This window comes from Kribbella jejuensis, from assembly GCF_006715085.1.
In the GTDB taxonomy this organism is placed as follows: Bacteria; Actinomycetota; Actinomycetes; order Propionibacteriales; family Kribbellaceae; genus Kribbella; species Kribbella jejuensis.
Window position 1 is genome coordinate 1472917 of sequence record NZ_VFMM01000001.1, and the last position, 18127, is coordinate 1491043.

Annotated in this window: 18 protein-coding genes and 1 pseudogene; 9 read left to right on the plus strand and 10 right to left on the minus strand. The window is 68.6% G+C overall.

What is annotated here, in order from left to right:
- Positions 1 to 145: 145 nt before the first annotated feature.
- The 3 genes from FB475_RS07120 to FB475_RS07130 are packed head-to-tail and all read left to right on the plus strand — an operon-like array spanning position 146 to position 3901.
- Positions 146 to 964, plus strand: coding sequence for a PaaX family transcriptional regulator (locus tag FB475_RS07120; RefSeq protein ID WP_141853666.1), 819 nt, complete (start codon positions 146 to 148; stop codon positions 962 to 964).
- 32 nt (positions 965 to 996) lie between these two features.
- On the plus strand, positions 997 to 1791 hold the full coding sequence (locus FB475_RS07125; RefSeq protein WP_141853667.1) for an enoyl-CoA hydratase/isomerase family protein: 795 nt from the start codon (positions 997 to 999) through the stop codon (positions 1789 to 1791).
- Positions 1792 to 1834: 43 nt separating this feature from the next.
- A complete protein-coding gene (locus FB475_RS07130; RefSeq protein ID WP_141853669.1) occupies positions 1835 to 3901 on the plus strand; it encodes an alpha/beta hydrolase-fold protein in 2067 nt (688 codons plus the stop codon).
- A gap of 191 nt (positions 3902 to 4092) precedes the next feature.
- On the opposite strand, the gene FB475_RS07135 is transcribed toward FB475_RS07130, so the two are convergent.
- The 6 genes from FB475_RS07135 to FB475_RS07160 are packed head-to-tail and all read right to left on the minus strand — an operon-like array spanning position 4093 to position 8784.
- Complete coding sequence (locus tag FB475_RS07135; RefSeq protein WP_141853671.1) at positions 4093 to 4653, minus strand: DNA-3-methyladenine glycosylase I; 561 nt, start codon at positions 4651 to 4653, stop codon at positions 4093 to 4095.
- Positions 4650 to 5459 (minus strand): DivIVA domain-containing protein, encoded by an 810-nt coding sequence (locus tag FB475_RS07140; protein WP_272952077.1) that lies wholly within the window; start codon positions 5457 to 5459, stop codon positions 4650 to 4652. The genes FB475_RS07135 and FB475_RS07140 overlap by 4 nt, the downstream gene beginning before the upstream one ends.
- Before the next feature lie 54 nt (positions 5460 to 5513).
- Entirely contained in the window at positions 5514 to 6359 is an 846-nt protein-coding gene (locus FB475_RS07145) for an LOG family protein (RefSeq protein ID WP_141853675.1), read from the minus strand.
- 37 nt (positions 6360 to 6396) lie between these two features.
- Positions 6397 to 7461: a succinyl-diaminopimelate desuccinylase gene (dapE, locus tag FB475_RS07150; RefSeq protein WP_141853677.1), complete on the minus strand. Its 1065-nt coding sequence runs from the start codon at positions 7459 to 7461 to the stop codon at positions 6397 to 6399.
- Positions 7458 to 8141, minus strand: a complete 684-nt coding sequence (locus FB475_RS07155; protein ID WP_141853683.1) for a VOC family protein — start codon at positions 8139 to 8141, stop codon at positions 7458 to 7460. Before FB475_RS07155 ends, dapE begins: the two co-directional genes overlap by 4 nt.
- A gap of 10 nt (positions 8142 to 8151) precedes the next feature.
- Positions 8152 to 8784, minus strand: coding sequence for a CGNR zinc finger domain-containing protein (locus FB475_RS07160; protein ID WP_141853685.1), 633 nt, complete (start codon positions 8782 to 8784; stop codon positions 8152 to 8154).
- Between the two features lie 301 nt (positions 8785 to 9085).
- Here FB475_RS07160 and FB475_RS38520 point away from each other — a divergent pair.
- From FB475_RS38520 to FB475_RS07170, 3 genes and pseudogenes are all read left to right on the plus strand, one after another.
- Positions 9086 to 9313 (plus strand): annotated as a pseudogene (locus FB475_RS38520) (pyridoxamine 5'-phosphate oxidase family protein); the annotation flags it as partial.
- A gap of 75 nt (positions 9314 to 9388) precedes the next feature.
- Positions 9389 to 9496, plus strand: coding sequence for a pyridoxine 5'-phosphate oxidase C-terminal domain-containing protein (locus tag FB475_RS38335; RefSeq protein ID WP_272952078.1), 108 nt, complete (start codon positions 9389 to 9391; stop codon positions 9494 to 9496).
- Positions 9487 to 10152, plus strand: coding sequence for a maleylpyruvate isomerase family mycothiol-dependent enzyme (locus FB475_RS07170; protein ID WP_141853687.1), 666 nt, complete (start codon positions 9487 to 9489; stop codon positions 10150 to 10152). The genes FB475_RS38335 and FB475_RS07170 overlap by 10 nt, the downstream gene beginning before the upstream one ends.
- On the opposite strand, the gene FB475_RS07175 is transcribed toward FB475_RS07170, so the two are convergent.
- The 4 genes from FB475_RS07175 to FB475_RS07190 all read right to left on the minus strand — a co-directional run bounded on the left by FB475_RS07175 (position 10149) and on the right by FB475_RS07190 (position 15293).
- A complete protein-coding gene (locus tag FB475_RS07175; RefSeq protein ID WP_141853689.1) occupies positions 10149 to 12182 on the minus strand; it encodes a DUF4185 domain-containing protein in 2034 nt (677 codons plus the stop codon). The genes FB475_RS07170 and FB475_RS07175 overlap by 4 nt on opposite strands.
- A gap of 12 nt (positions 12183 to 12194) precedes the next feature.
- Positions 12195 to 12995, minus strand: a complete 801-nt coding sequence (locus tag FB475_RS07180; protein WP_238332007.1) for a carbohydrate ABC transporter permease — start codon at positions 12993 to 12995, stop codon at positions 12195 to 12197.
- The gene (locus FB475_RS07185; protein ID WP_202878274.1) at positions 12982 to 13869 is read right to left on the minus strand and encodes a carbohydrate ABC transporter permease; all 888 of its coding nucleotides are present in this window, start codon (positions 13867 to 13869) and stop codon (positions 12982 to 12984) included. The genes FB475_RS07180 and FB475_RS07185 overlap by 14 nt, the downstream gene beginning before the upstream one ends.
- Positions 13870 to 13931: 62 nt before the next feature.
- Complete coding sequence (locus FB475_RS07190; protein WP_141853693.1) at positions 13932 to 15293, minus strand: ABC transporter substrate-binding protein; 1362 nt, start codon at positions 15291 to 15293, stop codon at positions 13932 to 13934.
- A 210-nt stretch (positions 15294 to 15503) separates the two neighbouring features.
- Between FB475_RS07190 and FB475_RS07195 the strand changes: the two genes are divergently transcribed.
- The 3 genes from FB475_RS07195 to FB475_RS07205 all read left to right on the plus strand — a co-directional run bounded on the left by FB475_RS07195 (position 15504) and on the right by FB475_RS07205 (position 18127).
- Complete coding sequence (locus tag FB475_RS07195) at positions 15504 to 16121, plus strand: KpsF/GutQ family sugar-phosphate isomerase (RefSeq protein WP_238332008.1); 618 nt, start codon at positions 15504 to 15506, stop codon at positions 16119 to 16121.
- Positions 16118 to 17059, plus strand: coding sequence for a ribokinase (locus tag FB475_RS07200; RefSeq protein WP_141853697.1), 942 nt, complete (start codon positions 16118 to 16120; stop codon positions 17057 to 17059). The genes FB475_RS07195 and FB475_RS07200 overlap by 4 nt, the downstream gene beginning before the upstream one ends.
- 69 nt (positions 17060 to 17128) lie before the next feature.
- Positions 17129 to 18127 (plus strand): LacI family DNA-binding transcriptional regulator, encoded by a 999-nt coding sequence (locus FB475_RS07205; RefSeq protein ID WP_141853699.1) that lies wholly within the window; start codon positions 17129 to 17131, stop codon positions 18125 to 18127.

Here is an 18127-nt window from a genome sequence, read left to right on the forward strand (position 1 = left end):
GACGACACCGCGTGGGCGTTCCGTGGCCGGCGCCGTTGCGGTGATGCGCCGTCGGCGCGTATCGCAGTGTGTATCGGTGTGTCTCAGGACCTATTATTCCCGATCTCAGGCCAAGGCCGCGCACCATACGGCAGACTCGGGTCTTGTGCACGCCCGTTCAGCCCTTTTCGACCTGTACGGCGACCACCTGCGCGCACGCGGTGCGCAGGCCCCGGTCGCGGCCCTCGTCCGGCTGCTCGCCCCGCTGGGCGTGCATCCGCCGGCCGTCCGGACCGCGGTGTCGCGGATGGTCCGGCAGGGCTGGCTGGAGCCGGTCCGCATCGAAGGACAGCCCGGATACGGACTGACGTCCCGGGCGCGTCGCCGGCTCGACGACGCGGCCGCCCGGATCTACCGGACCGCGCCGGACGGCACGCCGGTGGCAACGGGTTCGGAGGGCTCGGGCGACTGGGACCGGCACTGGCACCTGGGCATCCTCCGCGAGGTCCCGAACGCCCGCCGGCGCGAACAGCTGGCGAGCCAACTTTCCTTCCTGGGTTGGGCTCCGCTGTCCGACGGGGCCTGGGTCGGGCTGCGCAACGACGCCGAGGTTGACCAGATCCTCGGTATCGAGGGCATCGCCGCGGACCGCTTCCGGGCGCCGATCGACGAGAGCGCTCCGCAGTTCGCCCGGCGGGTCTGGAAGCTCGACGAACTCGGCGCGTCGTACGACGCCTGGCTGATCGAGGCGAAGGCTCTCGTCGACGCCGCCGGGGCAGACACCAGCGACGAGCAGGCGTTCGCCGTCCGGTCCCAACTCGTGCACGAATGGCGCAAGTTCCTGTTCCGCGATCCGGGGCTGCCCGACGAGCTGCTGCCGGCCGGCTGGTCGGGGACCAAGGCCGCCGCGTTCTTCGATTTCCACGCCGAACGACTGGGCCCCGCGGCCGGGCGTTTCGTCGACGAGTGCTTGACACAACACTGAAATTCTCACTGACCGTCAAGGAGCTGACCACGATGAGTGATTCCGTCACGTACGCCGTATCGCCCGAGGGCGTCGCGACCGTCACCCTGAACCGGCCGGACGCGATGAACTCCCTCGACACGCCGACCAAGGTGCTGCTCCGCGACACCGTCCAGGCAGCCGCGGACGATCCGGCCGTGCGGGTGGTCGTGCTGACCGGGACCGGGCGGGCGTTCTGCGTCGGGCAGGACCTGAAGGAACACATCGGGTTGCTCCAGGCAAACGACCAGGCCGCGCTGTGGAGCACGGTGCCGGACCACTACGCGCCGATCGCGCTGGCGCTCGCCGAGATGCCGAAGCCGGTCATTGCCGCGGTCAACGGCGTGGCGGCCGGTGCCGGCGCGTCGATGGCGTTCGCGTGCGACTTCCGGGTGGTCGCGGACACGGCCGGCTTCAACCTCGCGTTCACCGGGATCGCGCTGTCCTGCGACACCGGCATCTCCTGGACACTGCCCCGCCTGATCGGCCACGCCAAGGCGCTCGAACTGCTGTACTTCCCGCGCACGATCCCGGCCGCCGAGGCGCTGGACCTCGGCCTGGCGTCGTCGGTCGTCCCTGCCGCCGACCTGGAGCAGACGGTCGGGGAACTGGCTCTCAAACTCGCGGCCGGTCCGACGGTGGCGTACGGCGCTGTACGCCGGTCGCTCGGGTACTCCGCGAGCCACACGCTGGCCGAATCGCTCGCCTTCGAGGCCGGCAAGATGCAGGAAACCGGAGCCACCGAGGACCACCAGAACGCGGTCGCCGCGTTCGTCGCGAAGCAGAAGCCGACCTTCAACGGGCGGTAACCAGGCCTTGTAATCGTTTACGTAAGCGATTACAAACGCCTGTGTGAGGAAACTGCTGCTGCCTGCCCTGACCGCCGCCACGCTGGTCGGGAGTCTCGTCGTGCCCGGATCGAGCGCCGCCCCCGCGGCCGAACCCGGGGTGATCAAGTCCGCCGCCGTGCGTTCCACGACGCTCGGCGAGGACATCAACTACAACGTCTACCTGCCCGCCGGGTACGACGAGTCCACTCGCCGCTACCCCGTCCTCTACCTGCTGCACGGCCGGGGCGACTCGATGAGTGCCTGGACGCAGGTGAAAAGCCGGCTCGACGAGCTGATCGGGAGCGGCGCGATCCCGCCGGCGATCGCGATCATGCCGGACGCGCCGTGGAGCAGCCGGGCGAGCTGGTACGTCGACTCGGCCTACACCGGGACCGATCCGGGCCGACCGGTCGAGACGGCGTTCGTCAAGGACCTCGTGCCGCAGATCGATGCGACGTACCGGACGATCGCCGACCGGACCGGTCGCGCGATCGCGGGCTACTCGATGGGCGGCGCGGGCGCGCTGCGGTACACGCTCGCACACCCGGACGTGTTCGGCGCCGGGATCGTGCTCAGCCCGGCGGTGTACTTCCCGTTGCCGCCGAGCGATTCCAGCACCCGCGATTTCGGTGCCTTCGGCAAGGGCAAGGACCCGTTCGTCGAGGCGACGTACCTGAAGCTGAACTGGCCGGTGGCGCTGAAGTCGTTCGCGGCGAGCGGGCTGCAGTCGCACCTGTACATCGCGGTCGGCGACGACGAGTACAAGAACCCGAAGCCGATCGACGCCACGCACGACCTCGACTTCGAGGCGCACGTGGTCTACAACCAGGCGGCCCGGGTGCCGAACCTGACGTCGGAGTTCCGGGTCGTCGACGGCGGGCACGACTGGGACGTCTGGGGGCCGACGTTCGCCGAGGGCGCGAAGTACGTGTTCCAGTACCTCGGGAAGCCGCCGGCCACACCGATGCAGGCCGACATCACCGGTACGCCGGGCGACGACCGCGCCGGCGGAATCGCGACCGATGCCTCGGGCAACGTTTACCAGGCGCTCGCCGGGACCGACGTGACTCTCAACAAGTACACGGCGGACGGCTCCCTGGCATGGACACGCTCGATCGCGTCGGGTGGCACCGATCGTGCGTACGGCGTGCAGGTCGACGCCGACGGGCACGTTGTGGTGACCGGGTACACCAACGGCGATCTCGACGGCGCACACGCCGGAAACTCCACGGACGATGCGTTCGTCGCGCAGTACGACGCGGACGGGAACCGGCGGTGGCTCACGCAGTTCGGCGTACCCGGGGTGGCGGATCGCAGCTACTCGCTGGCGGTTGACGGGACCGATGTGTACGTCGGCGGTTATACGAAAGGTGCGTTGGGCGGGGCGAACCAGGGCGACAAGGACGTGTTCGTCGCGCGGTTCGATGCCGACGGGAAGCAGGTGTGGTTGCGGCAGAACGGGACCGCGGGCGAGGACAAGGGCATGGCGATCGCGGTGTCGGGCGGTTCGGTCTACCTCGGTGGGATGACGAGCTCGGCCGGTGGGATCGACGGGCTGCTGGCGCGCTACTCGACCGCGGGTGATCCGGTGTGGACCAAGCAGGTCGGTACGGCCGAATCCGATGAGGTGTGGGGGCTCGCGGCGGATCCCGCGGGTGGCGTCTACCTGACCGGGTACACGGCCGGCGACTTCGCGCGGACGTTGATCGGCGACAAGGACATCGTCGTGGCTCGGGCGGACGCGGACGGCGTCCTGACGTGGCGGGACCAGTTCGGTACGAGCGGGAACGACAAGGGCGCTGCGATCGCTGTCGACGCCGGCGGTTCGGTGTACGTCGGCGGGTTCACCGACGGCGCGCTGGAGACGCCACTCGGGAAGTTCGACGGCGTGCTGGCGAAGTACTCACCGGATCACACGCGGACCTGGACACGCCAGTTCGGTACGCCGGACGACGACGCCGCGGACGCTTACGCCGAAGCGAATCTGTACCTCACCACCACGACTGACGGCGCCCAGTTGAGCGGGCTGACCGGAACCGACGTGTTCCGGACCAGCTTCACCGCCGACGGCACGAACAGGCACCCGTAGAACGTTTGGTGGGCTCCACGACCGCGTTCCGGCCGGGCGAGTCACGGCCGGACAACCACCTGACAGTCGGGGAGCCCGCTGAACACCTCATCACGTTCCGTGCCCGGAGCACAACTCGTTCAGCCGTTTGTCTTTTGATTTCGGCAAAGAGCCTTATGCAGCTGCCTTTTGCAGATGCACGTGCACGAGAACTACCGGGCGATACAGCTCTTCAAGTGGTCGTTCACGATGCCCGTGGCCTGCATCAACGCGTACGCCGTGGTGGGTCCGACGAAGACGAAACCCTTCTTCTTCAGGGCCTTCGACATGGCAACCGACTCGGGTGTCGTGGCCGGTACGTCGGCCAGTGTCTTCGGGGCCTTGTGCTTGGCTGGCTGGAACGACCACAGCAGCTCGGTGAACTCGCCGTCGGCCAGCTCGAGCAGGGCGCGCGCGTTCGCGATCGTGGCGTTGATCTTCAGCCGGTTGCGGACGATCCCGGTGTCGGCCATCAGCCGCTCGAAGTCCGCGTCGCCGTATGCCGCGATCACCTCGGGGTCGAAGAACGCGAACGCCTTCCGGAAGTTCTCCCGCTTGCGCAGGATCGTGATCCAGGACAGCCCCGACTGGAACCCCTCGAGCGTCATCCGTTCGAACAGGCCGACGTCGTTGCGGATCTCCTTGCCCCACTCGTTGTCGTGGTACTCGATGTACTCCGGCGCCGAGGTCGCCCACCCGCAGCGCGGCTGCCCGTCCGGGCCGACGACCGTCACTGCGCGTCCGGCGACGACTGCTCGGCCTTGGGTTGGCTGAGCCGGAGGCGGTCGTACTGCTGCGCGGGGGTCAACTTCGCGGGCGCGGGTTCTTCCGCTGCCGGCTGCTGGGCCGGCTGCTGGGTCGGCTGCGCTGGCGGCTGCTCGGCCGGCTCTGGCGGGGGCGGCGTACGGCGTGGGGTCACCGGCTGGGACCGGGCCTCGAGTACGGCGCGGGCCTCGGCCTGGAGGCGCTCGTACTCGTCCTGAGCGCGCTGAATCGCCCCAGGAAACTCCCGCGTCCGCGGCGCGTCCTCCTCGTCGTGCCTCCGGTCCACAGGCTCATCCGCAGCGTCCGCCGGCTCATCGGCCGCGGGCTCGGCCGCGGGCTCGACTGTGGGCTCGACTGTGGGCTCGACTGTGGGCTCGGCTGCCGGCTCCGGGAAGTCGCCGCCGACCAGAATCGGCGGCTGCATCCCGGTGTCCTCGAACTCGCCGTCGTCGTACGCCGCGGAGGTGAACCCGTGGCCCTCGGGCGACTCGACGATCGGCGCGACCGCCCGCTCCAGGTCGGCGATCCGGCGGTCGCGTTCGGCCACCTCGCGGGCGATCCGTTCGAGCAGCGTGTCGACCTCGTCCATCCGGTAGCCGCGCACCCCGACCGCGAACCGGGCACCCTCGATGTCGACCGACGTCAGCGCCTGCCGGGCCGGCACCGTCATGTCCGGCCGGTCGTCGTACGCCGTACCCATGGCACCCCAACGACCCGAGGCCACGACAGCGACAGCCCCGATCAATAAGACGACGATCAGCCCGAAGAACCACATCACGGGTCCGATCGTGCCATGCCGCCCGAGTCAACCGCGAAGACGCCCAGCTTTTCAGCTCCCGTCGGAGCCGAGGCGGCGGGTTTCGGAGGCTTCCCCGGCCTCGTGGGCGGCGGCCTCGGCGGCCTCCTCCGCGGCGGCGTCGGCGAGTTCGCCGGCCTTGACGATGTAGCTGATCGCCTCGTCGACGTCGTCGGTGACGACGAACATGTCCAGGTCGGCGGCGGAGATCTTGCCGTCGGAGAGCATCGTGGTGCGCAGCCAGTCGACCAGGCCGCCCCAGTACGACGTACCGAACAGCACGACCGGGAACGACGTCACCTTGCGGGTCTGCGCCAGCGTGAGCGCCTCGAACAGCTCGTCGAGCGTGCCGAACCCGCCCGGCATCACGACGAAGCCCTGGGCGTACTTCACGAACATCGTCTTGCGGGTGAAGAAGTACCGGAAGTTCATCCCGATGTCGACCCAGTCGTTCATGCCGTTCTCGAACGGCAGCTCGATGCCGAGCCCGACCGACACGCCGCCGGCCTCGGAGGCGCCCTTGTTCGCCGCCTCCATCACGCCCGGCCCGCCGCCGGTGATCACGGCGTACCCCGCCTGGACCAGCTTCCGCCCGAACTCCTCGGCGGCCGCGTACATCGGGTCGTCGACCTTGGTCCGGGCGGACCCGAACACGCTGATCGCCGAGCCGAGCTCGGCCAGCATGCCGAACCCCTCGATGAACTCCGACTGGATCCGCAGCACCCGCCACGGGTCCGTGTGCACCCAGTCCGACGGGCCGCGGCTGTCCAGCAGCCGCTGCTCGGAGGTGGAGTGCTGCACCTGCTTGCGGCGCATCACGATCGGCCCGCGCTGCTGCTGGCCGACCGGGCGGTCGGGGTGGATCGATGGTTCTGACATGCTTCCAGGTTATTGCCTGAGCGGTAACCGGGCCCGCTTACGCGCGGTCTGTCAACCAAGTCCTCAGCCGCTGTTCACACAGCTCGATCTCGGCCTCGGGCACGAACTCGTCCTGCTTGTGCGCGTACAGCGGGTCGCCCGGCCCGTAGTTGACCGCCGGTACGCCGAGCAGCGTGAACCGCGCCACGTCCGTCCACCCGAACTTCGGCTGCGGTTCCCCGCCGACGACCTGCAGGAACGCCGCCGCGGCCGGCCGCTCCAGCCCGGGCAGCCCGCCGGGCGCCGAGTCCGTGACGACCACGTCGTACCCCTCGAAGACCTCCCGCAGGTGCGCCTCGGCCTCCGCCTCGGACCGGTTCGGCGCGAACCGGTAGTTGATCGTCACCGTGCACAGGTCCGGTACGACGTTCCCGGCGACGCCGCCGGTGATCGCGACCGCGTTCAGGCCCTCGCGGTACTCGAGCCCGTCGATCGGTACCCGGCGCGGCTGGTAGGCCTGGAGCCGCGCGAGTACGTCGCCCGCGGCGTGGATCGCGTTGCTGCCCATCCACGAGCGGGCCGAGTGCGCCCGCTCGCCGCGGGTGGTCACCTCGATCCGCATCGTGCCCTGGCAGCCGGCCTCGACGACCGCGTTCGACGGTTCCATCACGACCGCGAACACGCCTTCGAGCAGCTCGGGGTTGGAGCGGGTCAGCTTGAACAGACCGTTGCGCTCGGCCTCGATCTCCTCGCAGTCGTAGAACACGTACGTGACGTCCCGGTTCGGCTCGTCGAGGGTCGCGGCCAGGCGGAGCGCGACCGCCACACCGCCCTTCATGTCGCAGGCGCCGAGGCCGTGGATCAGGCCGTCGGCGCGGCGGGCCGGGAGGTTGTCGTTCAGCGGGACCGTGTCGAGGTGACCGGCCAGCACGACCCGCTCGGCACACCCGAGATCGGTGCGCGCGACGACGGTGTTGCCGTGCCGGAACACCTTCAGGTGCGGGTACGCCGAGAGCGCCTTCTCCACCTTGTCCGCGAGCTTCTCCTCGGTACCGCTCACCGAGGAGATGTTGACGAGCTGCTCGGTCAGGTCGGACGCCGACGCGGTCAGATCCAGCTTCATGAGGCCTCCGGGGGCAGGAACACGCAGAACTCGTTGCCTTCGGGGTCGGCGCAGACGTGCCAGCCGATCTCGTCGTCCTTGGGTCGCAGCAGTGTCGCACCCGCGTCGAGGACCGGCTGCAGGGCGGAGGCGGTGACGTCCCAGTGCACGCGGTTCTTGACCGTCTTCGGCTCTGGTACGGGGACGAACACCCAGTACTTGAACGGCATCCCGGGCACGTTCTCGAGCCAGCGGTACGGACGGCCGGGCCGGCTGTTGACGTCGCCGCCCACCACCCCGGCCCACCACCGCGCCTGCGCCTCCGGGTCGGCCGAGTCGACGATCAGCTCCATCAGCCGGTACGCAGGAACCGTCTCGCGGACGAATCCGCAGAACTCACCGCCCTCAGGATCGGTCAGCACCGTCCATCGCTGCTCCTCGCTCGCCGGGGTGTGGACCGCGGCGCCCATCCGTTCCAGGTCCTCGACCGCGCCGGTGACGACGTCGAGGTGGACGCGGTTCTTGACGGTCTTCGGCTCCGGGACCTTGCACATCCACACGGTCTTCTCGGGTACGTCGCCGACCAGCACGTTCGGATTGTCGGTCGGTGTCGTCAGGCCGAGCGCCCGGCCCCAGAACGCGGCCATCTCGCTCGGCGAGCCCACGTCCACGCACAGGTCCTTGAAACGCGCGATCGTCATGACGCCCAGGCTATCGGCCGGTGCGCTTGCGGTAGTGCCGGTTCACCCGTTCGCGGTTCCCGCAGGACGGCGAACACCAGGTCTGCCGCGGATCGTCCTGCAGGAAGTACTTCACACACCGCGCCGCCGGGCAGGCCTTCAGCCGATGCCGGTCCGGCCCGACCATGAACTCGATCGCCGACCGCCCGACCGCGCCGATCAGCAACTCCACCGGATCCCCGGTCCGGTACGCCCACTTGGCGCGCGGGGCGTCCTCCCACTCGAGGTAGGTCGTTCCCAGCCTGGCCGCCGCCTCGTTCACCCTGCGCAGGGCCTCCGGAAACTCCATCAGCCGATCCGCATCGGCCTTCGACGGCTCCCCCGGCGCGACCGCCCGCGCGAACAACGCCCGTACCGCCCCCCGCATCCGCCGCAACTCCCGCCACGCCCCGGAACCGTCGACGTCGGGGAGGATTTCTGCCCGATCCGGGTGCAAAAGCTTCCCCGAGTCCGAGTCCGGCGAGGGGTGCAGGACGTCGGCGACGAGGGGATTGTTTTCGGTCAGCCAGGCAGCCGTCTCCGCCGGGGTGGAGAGGAGGTCCGCGACGCCGCCGTGGCCGTCGTGCTTGATCGTGGCCGCGAGGGCGAAAGCCAGGGTGGTCATCTGGCGATACTAATGGGATATTCGCTTGCTGCCATGTGAATACCTCCTCTAGGGTCTCGACCCGTGAGCGATCTCCGCACGCGCCTCCGCGCCGTACCGACTCTGACCGGGACTCCGCCGCTCTGGGATCCGTCGCAGAGCCCCCGGATCCCGCACGAGCTGTTCGTCGACTGGTTGCTGACGGCGATCGACCGCGGCGTTGTCGAGCCGTGCGCCGCCACGCTCTCCACGGTCCGCCCCGACGGCCGGCCGAACGCGCGGGTGCTGATCCAAGGACGTCACCGCCGACGGCTGGCAGTTCGCGTCCACGTCGACCAGCCGCAAGGGCTCGGAGTTGGCGGCTTCGCCGTACGCGGCCCTGACGTTCTACTGGATCCCGCTCGGCCGGCAGGTCCGCGTATCCGGCCGGGTCGCGCCCGCGGCACCCGAAGAATCCAAGCGCGACTTCCTGCAACGGCCGGCCGCGGCCCGGGCGGAGGCGCTGGTCGGCAAGCAGAGCGCCGTACTCGCGGATCGCGCGGACATCGATGCCGCGGTCAAGGAACAGCTGGACCGCCTGACGCTCGAGCCGGACCTGGTCGCGCCGAACTGGACGCTGTACACGCTGCACGCGGACGAGGTCGAGTTCTGGCAGGCCGACCCGAACCGCCGGCATCTCCGGCTGCGGTACACCCTCGATGACACCTGGACGAAGGAGCTGCTGTGGCCCTGAACGACGTACGCGCGATCGCCGACCAGTTGCTCGCGCTCACCGCCGGGCTGGACGAGGACACCGCCCGCGGCGACTCCGTCCTCCCCGGCTGGACCCGCGGCCACGTGATCACCCACCTGGCGAACTTCTCCGAAGCCATGACCCGCCAGGTCGAAGAGGCCCTCCAAGGCCGCCTGATCGAGGTCTACGACGGCGGCCGCCCGGCCCGAGACGCCGCCATCGAATCCGGCGCCCACCGCCCCGCCGCCGACCTGAAGACCCACCTGACCCAGGCAGTCACCACCCTGATGACCTCCTGGGAGAAGGTCGGCCCGACGGACTGGCCCCTCCCCATCCTCCACCGCAACAGCAACCTCGCCGCCGGCCTCCAGGCAACCTGGCGAGAACTCACCATCCACACCTCAGACCTCAATCTGGGCATCAACCCAGCAACCTGGTCCGAAGACTTCTGCCTACACCTCCTGGACTTCCTCCGCCCCCGCACCCCCGACAACATCCACCTGATCCTCCAATCACCCACCACCACCTGGGAGAACGGCACGGGCGAGGAGGTAGAGCTGGCCGGCGCCCTGACAGACCTAACCGCCTGGTACGCCGGCCGCCCAGCCCCCGGCCCGATCACCGGCTCAACCCCCGAACTGCTCCCCTGGCCCTAGTTGACTGTGAAGTCGTCGAGCTGGATCCAGGTGTCTTTGTTGGGGGCGTTGAAGCCGGCGTAAACCGTTAGTTCGTGGACGCCGGCTGGGACTGTCACCGTGACTTCGTGGTGGACGTAGCCGGTGCCGGCGCCGAAGGTGGTGCTGGCGAGGTCTGTGGTGCCGTTGCGGACGCCGAAGCGGCCCTGGTTTGCGGGGAGGTTGGCGGAGGCGTTGATCCAGGAGCCGAAGGTGTACGTCGTACCTGGTACCACCGGCACGTTCTGGTAGAGGTCGCTGAAGCCCGTGCAGGTGCAGCGGATCCAGCCGTTGTTGGCTCCGGAGTGCGCGAAGCCCAGGCCGCGGTCGACGCCGTTGGCCGCAGTACCTTCGAACAACCACGCCGGCTTCCCGCCGCCGGTCCCTTCGAAGCCACCGTCCGCGAGCTGCGCCACGAACCGCACCGCCAGCTCCGAGACCGTCGTGTACGAACGCGTCCCACCCGGCAGCCCGATCACCCGTACGCCATCGGTTTCCTGCGTCGGGAACGTGATCGTGTACGTCGTGTTCGCTCCCGCCGACGCAGCACCCGGATACGCAGGCGACACCGTCTGCGATCCGACCTCGACCCACTGCCCGTCGCGGCGAACCTGCACCCGCGGCCGTCCGGTGAAGTACCCGCCCTCCGCGGACACCGCGCCCGACGTGAACTCGACGTTGTTCACCTTGTGCCGTGCCGGCCATTCGTACCCCCACCACGAAGCACCCTTCACCTCGTCGTCGAAGTCGGACTCGCTGCCCGTCTTCGACCCGTCGTTCATCAGCGCGAGGCTCCCGGACTGCGACGACTTGGAGATCGCCACCGCACCCGTGGACGACGCAGCCAGGTTGTCCGGCCCCGGCAGGTTCGAAGCAGGCGTGTCGACCGACGGGGTCAGTACCAGTTTGCGCAGGTTGAAGTTGTACACCGACGTACCGATCCCGCCGCCACCGCACGGGCACACGTTCGCCTGGAGGTACATCGTCCGACCGTCCGGCTGGACGAACTTCGACGGAATCGTCACGGCGTACCCGCCGTACTTCGACGTCGACCACGGATACCCGCCGAAGTCCTTGGACAGGAAGTGCTTCCACGGTCCCCACGGCGTCGGCGACTCGTAGAACTCGAACGTGTACTCCGTCCACGACGTGTAGACATATCGCTTCTGCGCCGGCAGGTACGTGACGCCGCCCTGGCTGATCACGCTCAGGTTCGAGGCATTCGTTCCGTACGTCTGCGCGTACAACCGTCGCGTGTCGGTTAGCACCGGCTTGCGGTCCACGAGCTTCGCCGACCACCCGGACCCGGTGTAGAACTTCCACGCGCTCCGGTTCTGCACCTCGTCGCGCGGCACCCGTGCCAGGTACACCGACTGCGGATCGGCGACCGTGTCGTCGAACGAGTCCCGCCAGTTCCCGTCCAGCCCGTAGGCGTAGACGTACGCGTCCGGCGCCAGCGCTCCACCGCGGCCGAAGTCCGCGAACCAGATCGTCGTGAACACGTGGTCGGAGAACATCGGCTTGGACTTGTCCCAGGTCCAGGTCCGCCCGTGGTCGGTCGACTTCAGGATCGTCGCGGCCGGTACGTCGTTGAAGTCGAGCGCGAGGTCCTGCACGGCCAGGTACAGCGTGTCCCCGACGCACACCATCCCGGTCGGCTTCCGGTTGTACCCGCCGCCGCTCCAGATCTGGCCGACTTGGTCGCCTTTCGAGATCGTTGCCCCGGACAAGTTTCCCGGCGTACCGGTGATCTCGCTGACCGCGACGTCGGCGAAGTCACCGTCGACGCTGAAGCCCTTGCCGTCACCGTTGGCGGCGTACAGCTTGTCGTTCTTGGCCCAGCAGGACGGCCACAGGTCACCGTCGCTCTTGCTGGGCGTCCCCTTCGACTCGACCTGCACGGTCCCGATCGGAGTGGTCGACGGTGCCGGCCGGGAGGCTGGTGACTGGGTGAGCAGTGTCGCCGTTCCGAAGACCAGCGGCAGGACAGCAAGCAAGGCCCCACGCTTCATGAGCTATCCCTTTCATTTGAGACCGGTGGTCTTCATCGCGTCGACCAGGCGGCGCTGGCCGGCGACGAAGACCACGACGGTCGGGATGGCCGCGATCACCGCGGCCGCGAGAATCAAATTCCAGGCGGCGGCGTACTGACCCTGCATGCCGGAGATGCCGAGCTGGATCACCCGCAGGTCCGGATTCCGGGTGATGGTCAGCGGCCAGAGGAACGCGTTCCAGTTGGCCAGGAAGAACAGCACCGACAGCGACGCGAGCACCGGCCGGCTGAGCGGCAGGATGACGCTCCAGTACCGGCGCCAGTACCCGCAGCCGTCGAGGTCGGCCGCCTCCTCGAGTTCCCGCGGGATGTTCAGGTAGTACTGCCGGAGCAGGAAGATCCCGAACGCGTGGAAGATGCTCGGTACGATCAGGCCGGCGTAGCTGTCGAGCAGTCCTAGCTGCTTCGCCACCAGGAAGAGCGGAACCAGGATCACCGGCAGCGAGACGAGCAGCGTCGACATGATCCCGGAGAAGATGATCCCGCGGCCCGGGAACCGCAACCGGGCCAGCGCGTAGGCCGCCATCGAGTGGAAGAACAGTGCGACCACGGTGACCGTGACCGAGACGATCGCCGAGTTCAGCATGAAACGCGGCATCGGGATCTTCAGCAGCACGTACTGCAGGTTGCTCAGCGTCCAGTGTTGCGGCCAGCCGAAGTTGAACACTTCCTCGGCGGGCTTCAACGCACTGATCAGGATCCACAGCAGCGGCAGGATCGCGATGATCGCCAGGACGTGAGCGAGGATCGGGACGACTCTAATCTTCGTCAAAGCGGCCTCCTCGGGTGAAGCCGAACATCAGGCCGGTACAGACGATCAGCAACGCCACCACCACGGTCGTCAGCGCCGCGGCGTACCCCATGTTGTTGAAGGTGAACGCCTGCTCGTAGATGTAGAGCACGACCGTGCTGGTCGCGCGGGCCGGGCCGCCCTTCGTGAGGACGTAGACCAGGTCGAAGGCCTGCAGGCCGGTGACCGCGCCGATCGTCGAGTTCACCACGACGAAGAAGCTGGTCGGCCGGAGCAGCGGCCAGATCACGTACCGGAACCGTTGCCAGGGGCCCGCACCGTCGATCGCGGCAGCGTCCTCGAGCTCCTTCGGCACGTCTTTGAGACCGGCCAGGAAGACCAGCATCTGGTACCCCATCAGGAACCAGACGCTGATCACCACATAGGTGCCGAGGGCAAGCGACGGCGTACCGAGGAACGACACGTCACCGAGGCCGAACGGCGCCAGCAGCCGTGACAGCGCGCCCCGCTTGTCGACGAGCAGGAACTGCCAGATCAGGCCGACCACGACCAGGCTGACGACGTTCGGCAGGAAGAACGCGGAGCGCACCCAGCCGATGCCCTTGAAGTGGTTGCGGACCAGCATCGCCAGCGCGAAGCTGACCACGAACGCGATCGGCACGAACGAGACGACGTACATCGCGGTCACCTTGAGCGACGCCCAGAGCTGGTCGTCGCCGGCCATCAACCGGTAGTTGCCGAGTCCGATGAACTGGTAGTTGCCGAAGCCGTCGACCTTGAAGAACGCGACCCCGAACGCGAGCAGCATCGGGATCGCGACGAAGATCAGCAGGCCGAGGGTGTCCGGCGCGAGGAAGGCGTAGGCCGCCAGCGCCTCGCGCCGTTTTCTGGTCATTCCCGTGCGCTGCGCCCGCGGCTTCACCACACGCTCGGAGGGCGGGGAGATCGTGGTCACCATCAGCTGATCGGCGCACCTTGGTAGGTCTTCAGGAACGTGTCGATCTTCTGGGCGGCGTCGGCCGCGGCCTTGGCCGGATCGGCACCGTTCAGCTGGCAGGCCTGGATCGCGTCCGCGATCGGCTGGTACACCTCCGGTGGGAACCGCGGCTCGGGCTTGCCGGTCGGCGCGATCTCGTTCGCGAACTTCTTCAGCACACCGTCGGCGAAGGCACCCTTGGCGTCCGCAGCCTCCTGCACAGACTTGCGTGGCGGCAGGTTGGTCTTCACCACGGTGTTCCACTGCCGCTGCCGTTCGACCCCGGCCGCGTCGGTGGAGCCGAGCGCCCAGGCGATGAACTTGGCCGCCGCCTCCGGGTTCTTGCCCTTGGAGTTCGCGACGAACGCCCAGCCGCCGAGGTCGGTCGAGGGCTGTCCGCCGGCCGGTGTCGGCAGCGGGATGATCCCGTACTTGAACGTCTTCGCCTTGGACCGCATGTCGGCGACGGCCCAGATACCGCTCTGCTGCATCGCGGCCGCGCCGGAGCCGAGGTTCGACAGCACGTCACCGCCGCCGGTACCGAGCGACTTGCGCGGAGCGACCTTGGTCTTGATCGTGTCGCCCCAGAACTTCAGCGCCTGGACGGCGGCCGGCGAGTCGAAGGCGGCCTTGCCGTCCTTGATCGCGGTGCCGTCACCCTGCCAGAGGAACGGGTACCAGGTGAAGTTCTGGTAGTAGCCGGGCGCGGTCTCGAACATCACGCCGTACCGGTCCTTGCTGGTGAGCTTCTGCGCGACCGCCAGCGTCTGGTCCCAGGTCTTCGGCAGGTCGGCCTCGGACAGGCCGGCCTTCTCGAACGCGGCCTCGCTGTAGTACATCGCGAGCGGCTCGATCTCCATCGGCAGGCCGTAGACCTTGCCGTCGACGCTGCGCGCCTCGAGCAGACCGGGCAGGTAGTCCTTCTTGGACTCCTCGGACAGCGCCGGCCCGAGGTCCTGCAGCACGCCGCCGTTGTAGTAGCGCAGGAAGTCGCCGGGGCTGATCAGGAAGATGTCCGGGCCCTGGCCGGACTGGAACGCGGTCTGCAGCGTCGACCCGTTCATGTAGTCCTTGTTCGGGACGTAGCGCAGCTTGACCTGGACGTCGTTGTTCTTGTTCCACTCCGCGACCGTGTCGACGAACCACTTGCTCTGCGGGCCCCGGTCGTCGGACGGACCGTAGAAGTTCCAGAACGACAGCTCCTTGGCGCTGCCGCCGGAGGAGTTGCCGCCGCCACAGGCGGACAGCAGCGGTACGCCGGCGGCGGAGGCGGCGAGCGCCCCGAGCCCGCCGCGGAGGACGGACCGGCGGCTGAACCGGGCGGGAGAGGTTGTTGCGGCCATCAGGGACTCCTCGAAGGGCAATCGATTTCTCGCAATGTACGAGCGACCGACTGCGCGGTCAAGGGCGGACCGGGGATCGATGTGATCAAGTCCGCCGATTCCCGCGTGCACACAGGGTTTCGCCTCGGTGGTAGCCGTTGACACCGGCTGATCGCACTGCCTAATCTGCGGAAATCGATTTCTGAGATGAGAGGCGCTGGGATGCCAGTTGTGCCGAGCCGTAGAGACCTGGTCGCACTGGGTCTCCAGGCGGCGCGGGACGCCATCGAGACCGAAGCAGCAGCCGTGTCGGCCCTGGCCGACCGGCTCGACGGGGTGTTCCTGGACGTTCTGATCGCGGTCGCCCGGTGCGAAGGTCACCTGGTCGTGACCGGTCTCGGCAAGTCGGGGCTGGTCGGGCGGAAGATCGCCGCGACGCTCGCCAGTACCGGTACGCCGGCCACCTTCATCCACTCCGCCGACGCGCTGCACGGGGATTCCGGCGCGGTCACACCGCGCGATCTCGTCCTCGCTCTGTCCGCGTCGGGTGAGACGGCCGAGGTGTGCGCGTTCGTCCGGATGCTGCGCGAGCGGGAAATCCCGGTGATCGCGATGACCGGGCGTGAGGAGTCGACACTGGCACGGCTGGCGACGTACACGCTGGACACCATGGTCTTGCGGGAGGCCGATCCGTTGAACTTGGCACCGACCGCGTCCACCACGGCGTCGCTGGCGATGGGCGATGCGCTCGCGTGCGCGCTCGTCGTACTGCGGGAGTTCAGTCATCACGACTTCGCGCAGTTCCATCCGTCCGGTGCCCTGGGCAAGCGTCTCCTGGGGGACGCATGACGGACGTGTGCGTGCTCGGGTCGTTCATGAAGGACCTGGTCGCCTCCGCCGAGCGGCGGCCGTTGCCGGGCGAGACGCTGCACGGAACCGGGTTCGCCGAGTTCCTCGGCGGGAAGGGTGTGAACCAGGCGATCGCGGCGGCGCGGATGGGCGCGCGGACCGCGATCGTCGGCACGATCGGCGCGGACCGGTACGGCGAGGAGTTCCTCGAACTGCTGGCGTCGAACGGGGTCGACACGTCGTGGGTGGTGCGGCATCCGTCGCTCGGTACGGGGGTCGGGCTGCCGCTCGTACTGCCTGACGGCGGGAACTCGATCATCATCGTGTCCCGTGCGAATGCGGCGATCACCACACTGGACGTGGAGGCCGCGGCCGACGTACTGACCGCAAGCAAGGTGCTGAGCGTGCAACTCGAGCTACCGGTCGAGGCAAGCCACGCCGCCCTCCGGCTCGCCTCGACCGCGGGCGGCACGACGATCCTCACGCCGGCCCCGGTCGGGCCGGTCGATCCGGCGCTGGCTGGGCTGGCAGGGTACGTCGACATCCTGGTGCCGAACGAGGTCGAGGCGGCGGCGCTGACCGGGCTGAACTGCGACGACGAGTCGCAGGTGCCGATGATCGCGCGCAAACTCGCCGAGGACTGGGACCTGCGCGGCTGCGTCGTCACGCTCGGCGCGCGCGGGGCGTACGTGCTCGACCGGGCCGGCAGCTTCGAGGAACGGATCGCGCCGTACGCCGTCGACACCGTGGACACCGTCGGCGCGGGCGACGCCTTCTGCGGCTCACTCGCGGCCTCACTCGCGGACGGTGCCGACCTGGTCGACGCGGTTCGGCTGGCCAACGCCGCCGGCGCCCTGTCCACCACCGTCAACGGCGCCGCCGATTCCGCCCCCGTCCGCGCCGCCGCCATCGCGCTGCTGGAGTCGACGGCCTCATGAGATCCTTTCGGACGGATCGGAGTTAGAGTGCGATCCAGACGACCATCGGATCTCCAGCGGGGAGCGGGTATGACGACGATCTACGACGTCGCGCGTAGGTCGGGGGTGTCTCCGGCGACGGTCTCCCGGGTGCTGAGCGGCCGGCGGAACGTGGATCCCGAGCTGTCCGAGAAGGTCCGCGCCGCGGTCGCCGAGCTCGGGTACCGCCCGAACGGCGTCGCCCGGAACTTGCGCAAGTCGTCGACGAACCTGTGGGCGGTGGTCATCTCCGACATCGAGAACCCGTTCTTCACCTCACTCGTCCGCGGCCTCGAGGACGTCGCACAGACCGAGGGCTACCACGTCGTACTGTGCAACTCCGACGAGGACCCGGCGAAGGAAGCGGCGTATGCGTCGGCCGTGCTGACCGACCAGATGGCCGGCGTGGTGATCTCGCCGACGTCGACCGCGGAAGGCGTCCAACTGCTCGCGGACGCGAAGATCCCGCTGGTGATGATCGACCGCCGCGTCGAGGGAGTCGAGGCCGACACCGTGCTGGTCGACAACGAGCACGGCGCGTTCGAGGGCGTCAAACACTTGATCGACGGCGGCTACCAGCGGATCGCCTGCATCACCGGTCCCCGGAAGGTCTCCACCGCGATGGACCGGCTGGCCGGCTACCGGTCGGCGCTGCGCGCGGGCGGCATCCGGTACGACAAGGACCTGGTCCGGCACGCCGACTTCCGCGAGGCGGGTGGGTACGCCGCGATGGAAAGCCTGCTCGAACTACCGAATCCCCCCGAGGCGCTGTTCGCCACCAACAACCTGATGACCGTCGGCGCCCTGGAATGCCTTGCCCGCAAGGGCCTCCGCGCCCCCGACGACATCGCCATCGTCGGCTTCGACGACATCCCCTGGGCCGACCTGGTCATCCCCAGCCTCACCACCGTCGCCCAACCCACCTACGAACTCGGCCGCACCGCCGGCATGCTCCTCAAAGACCGAACCACCTCCCCCGGCCGCCCACCCTCCACCGTCACCCTCAGAACCGAACTCCACATCCGAGCCACCTCCGCGCCGAAGAGGTAG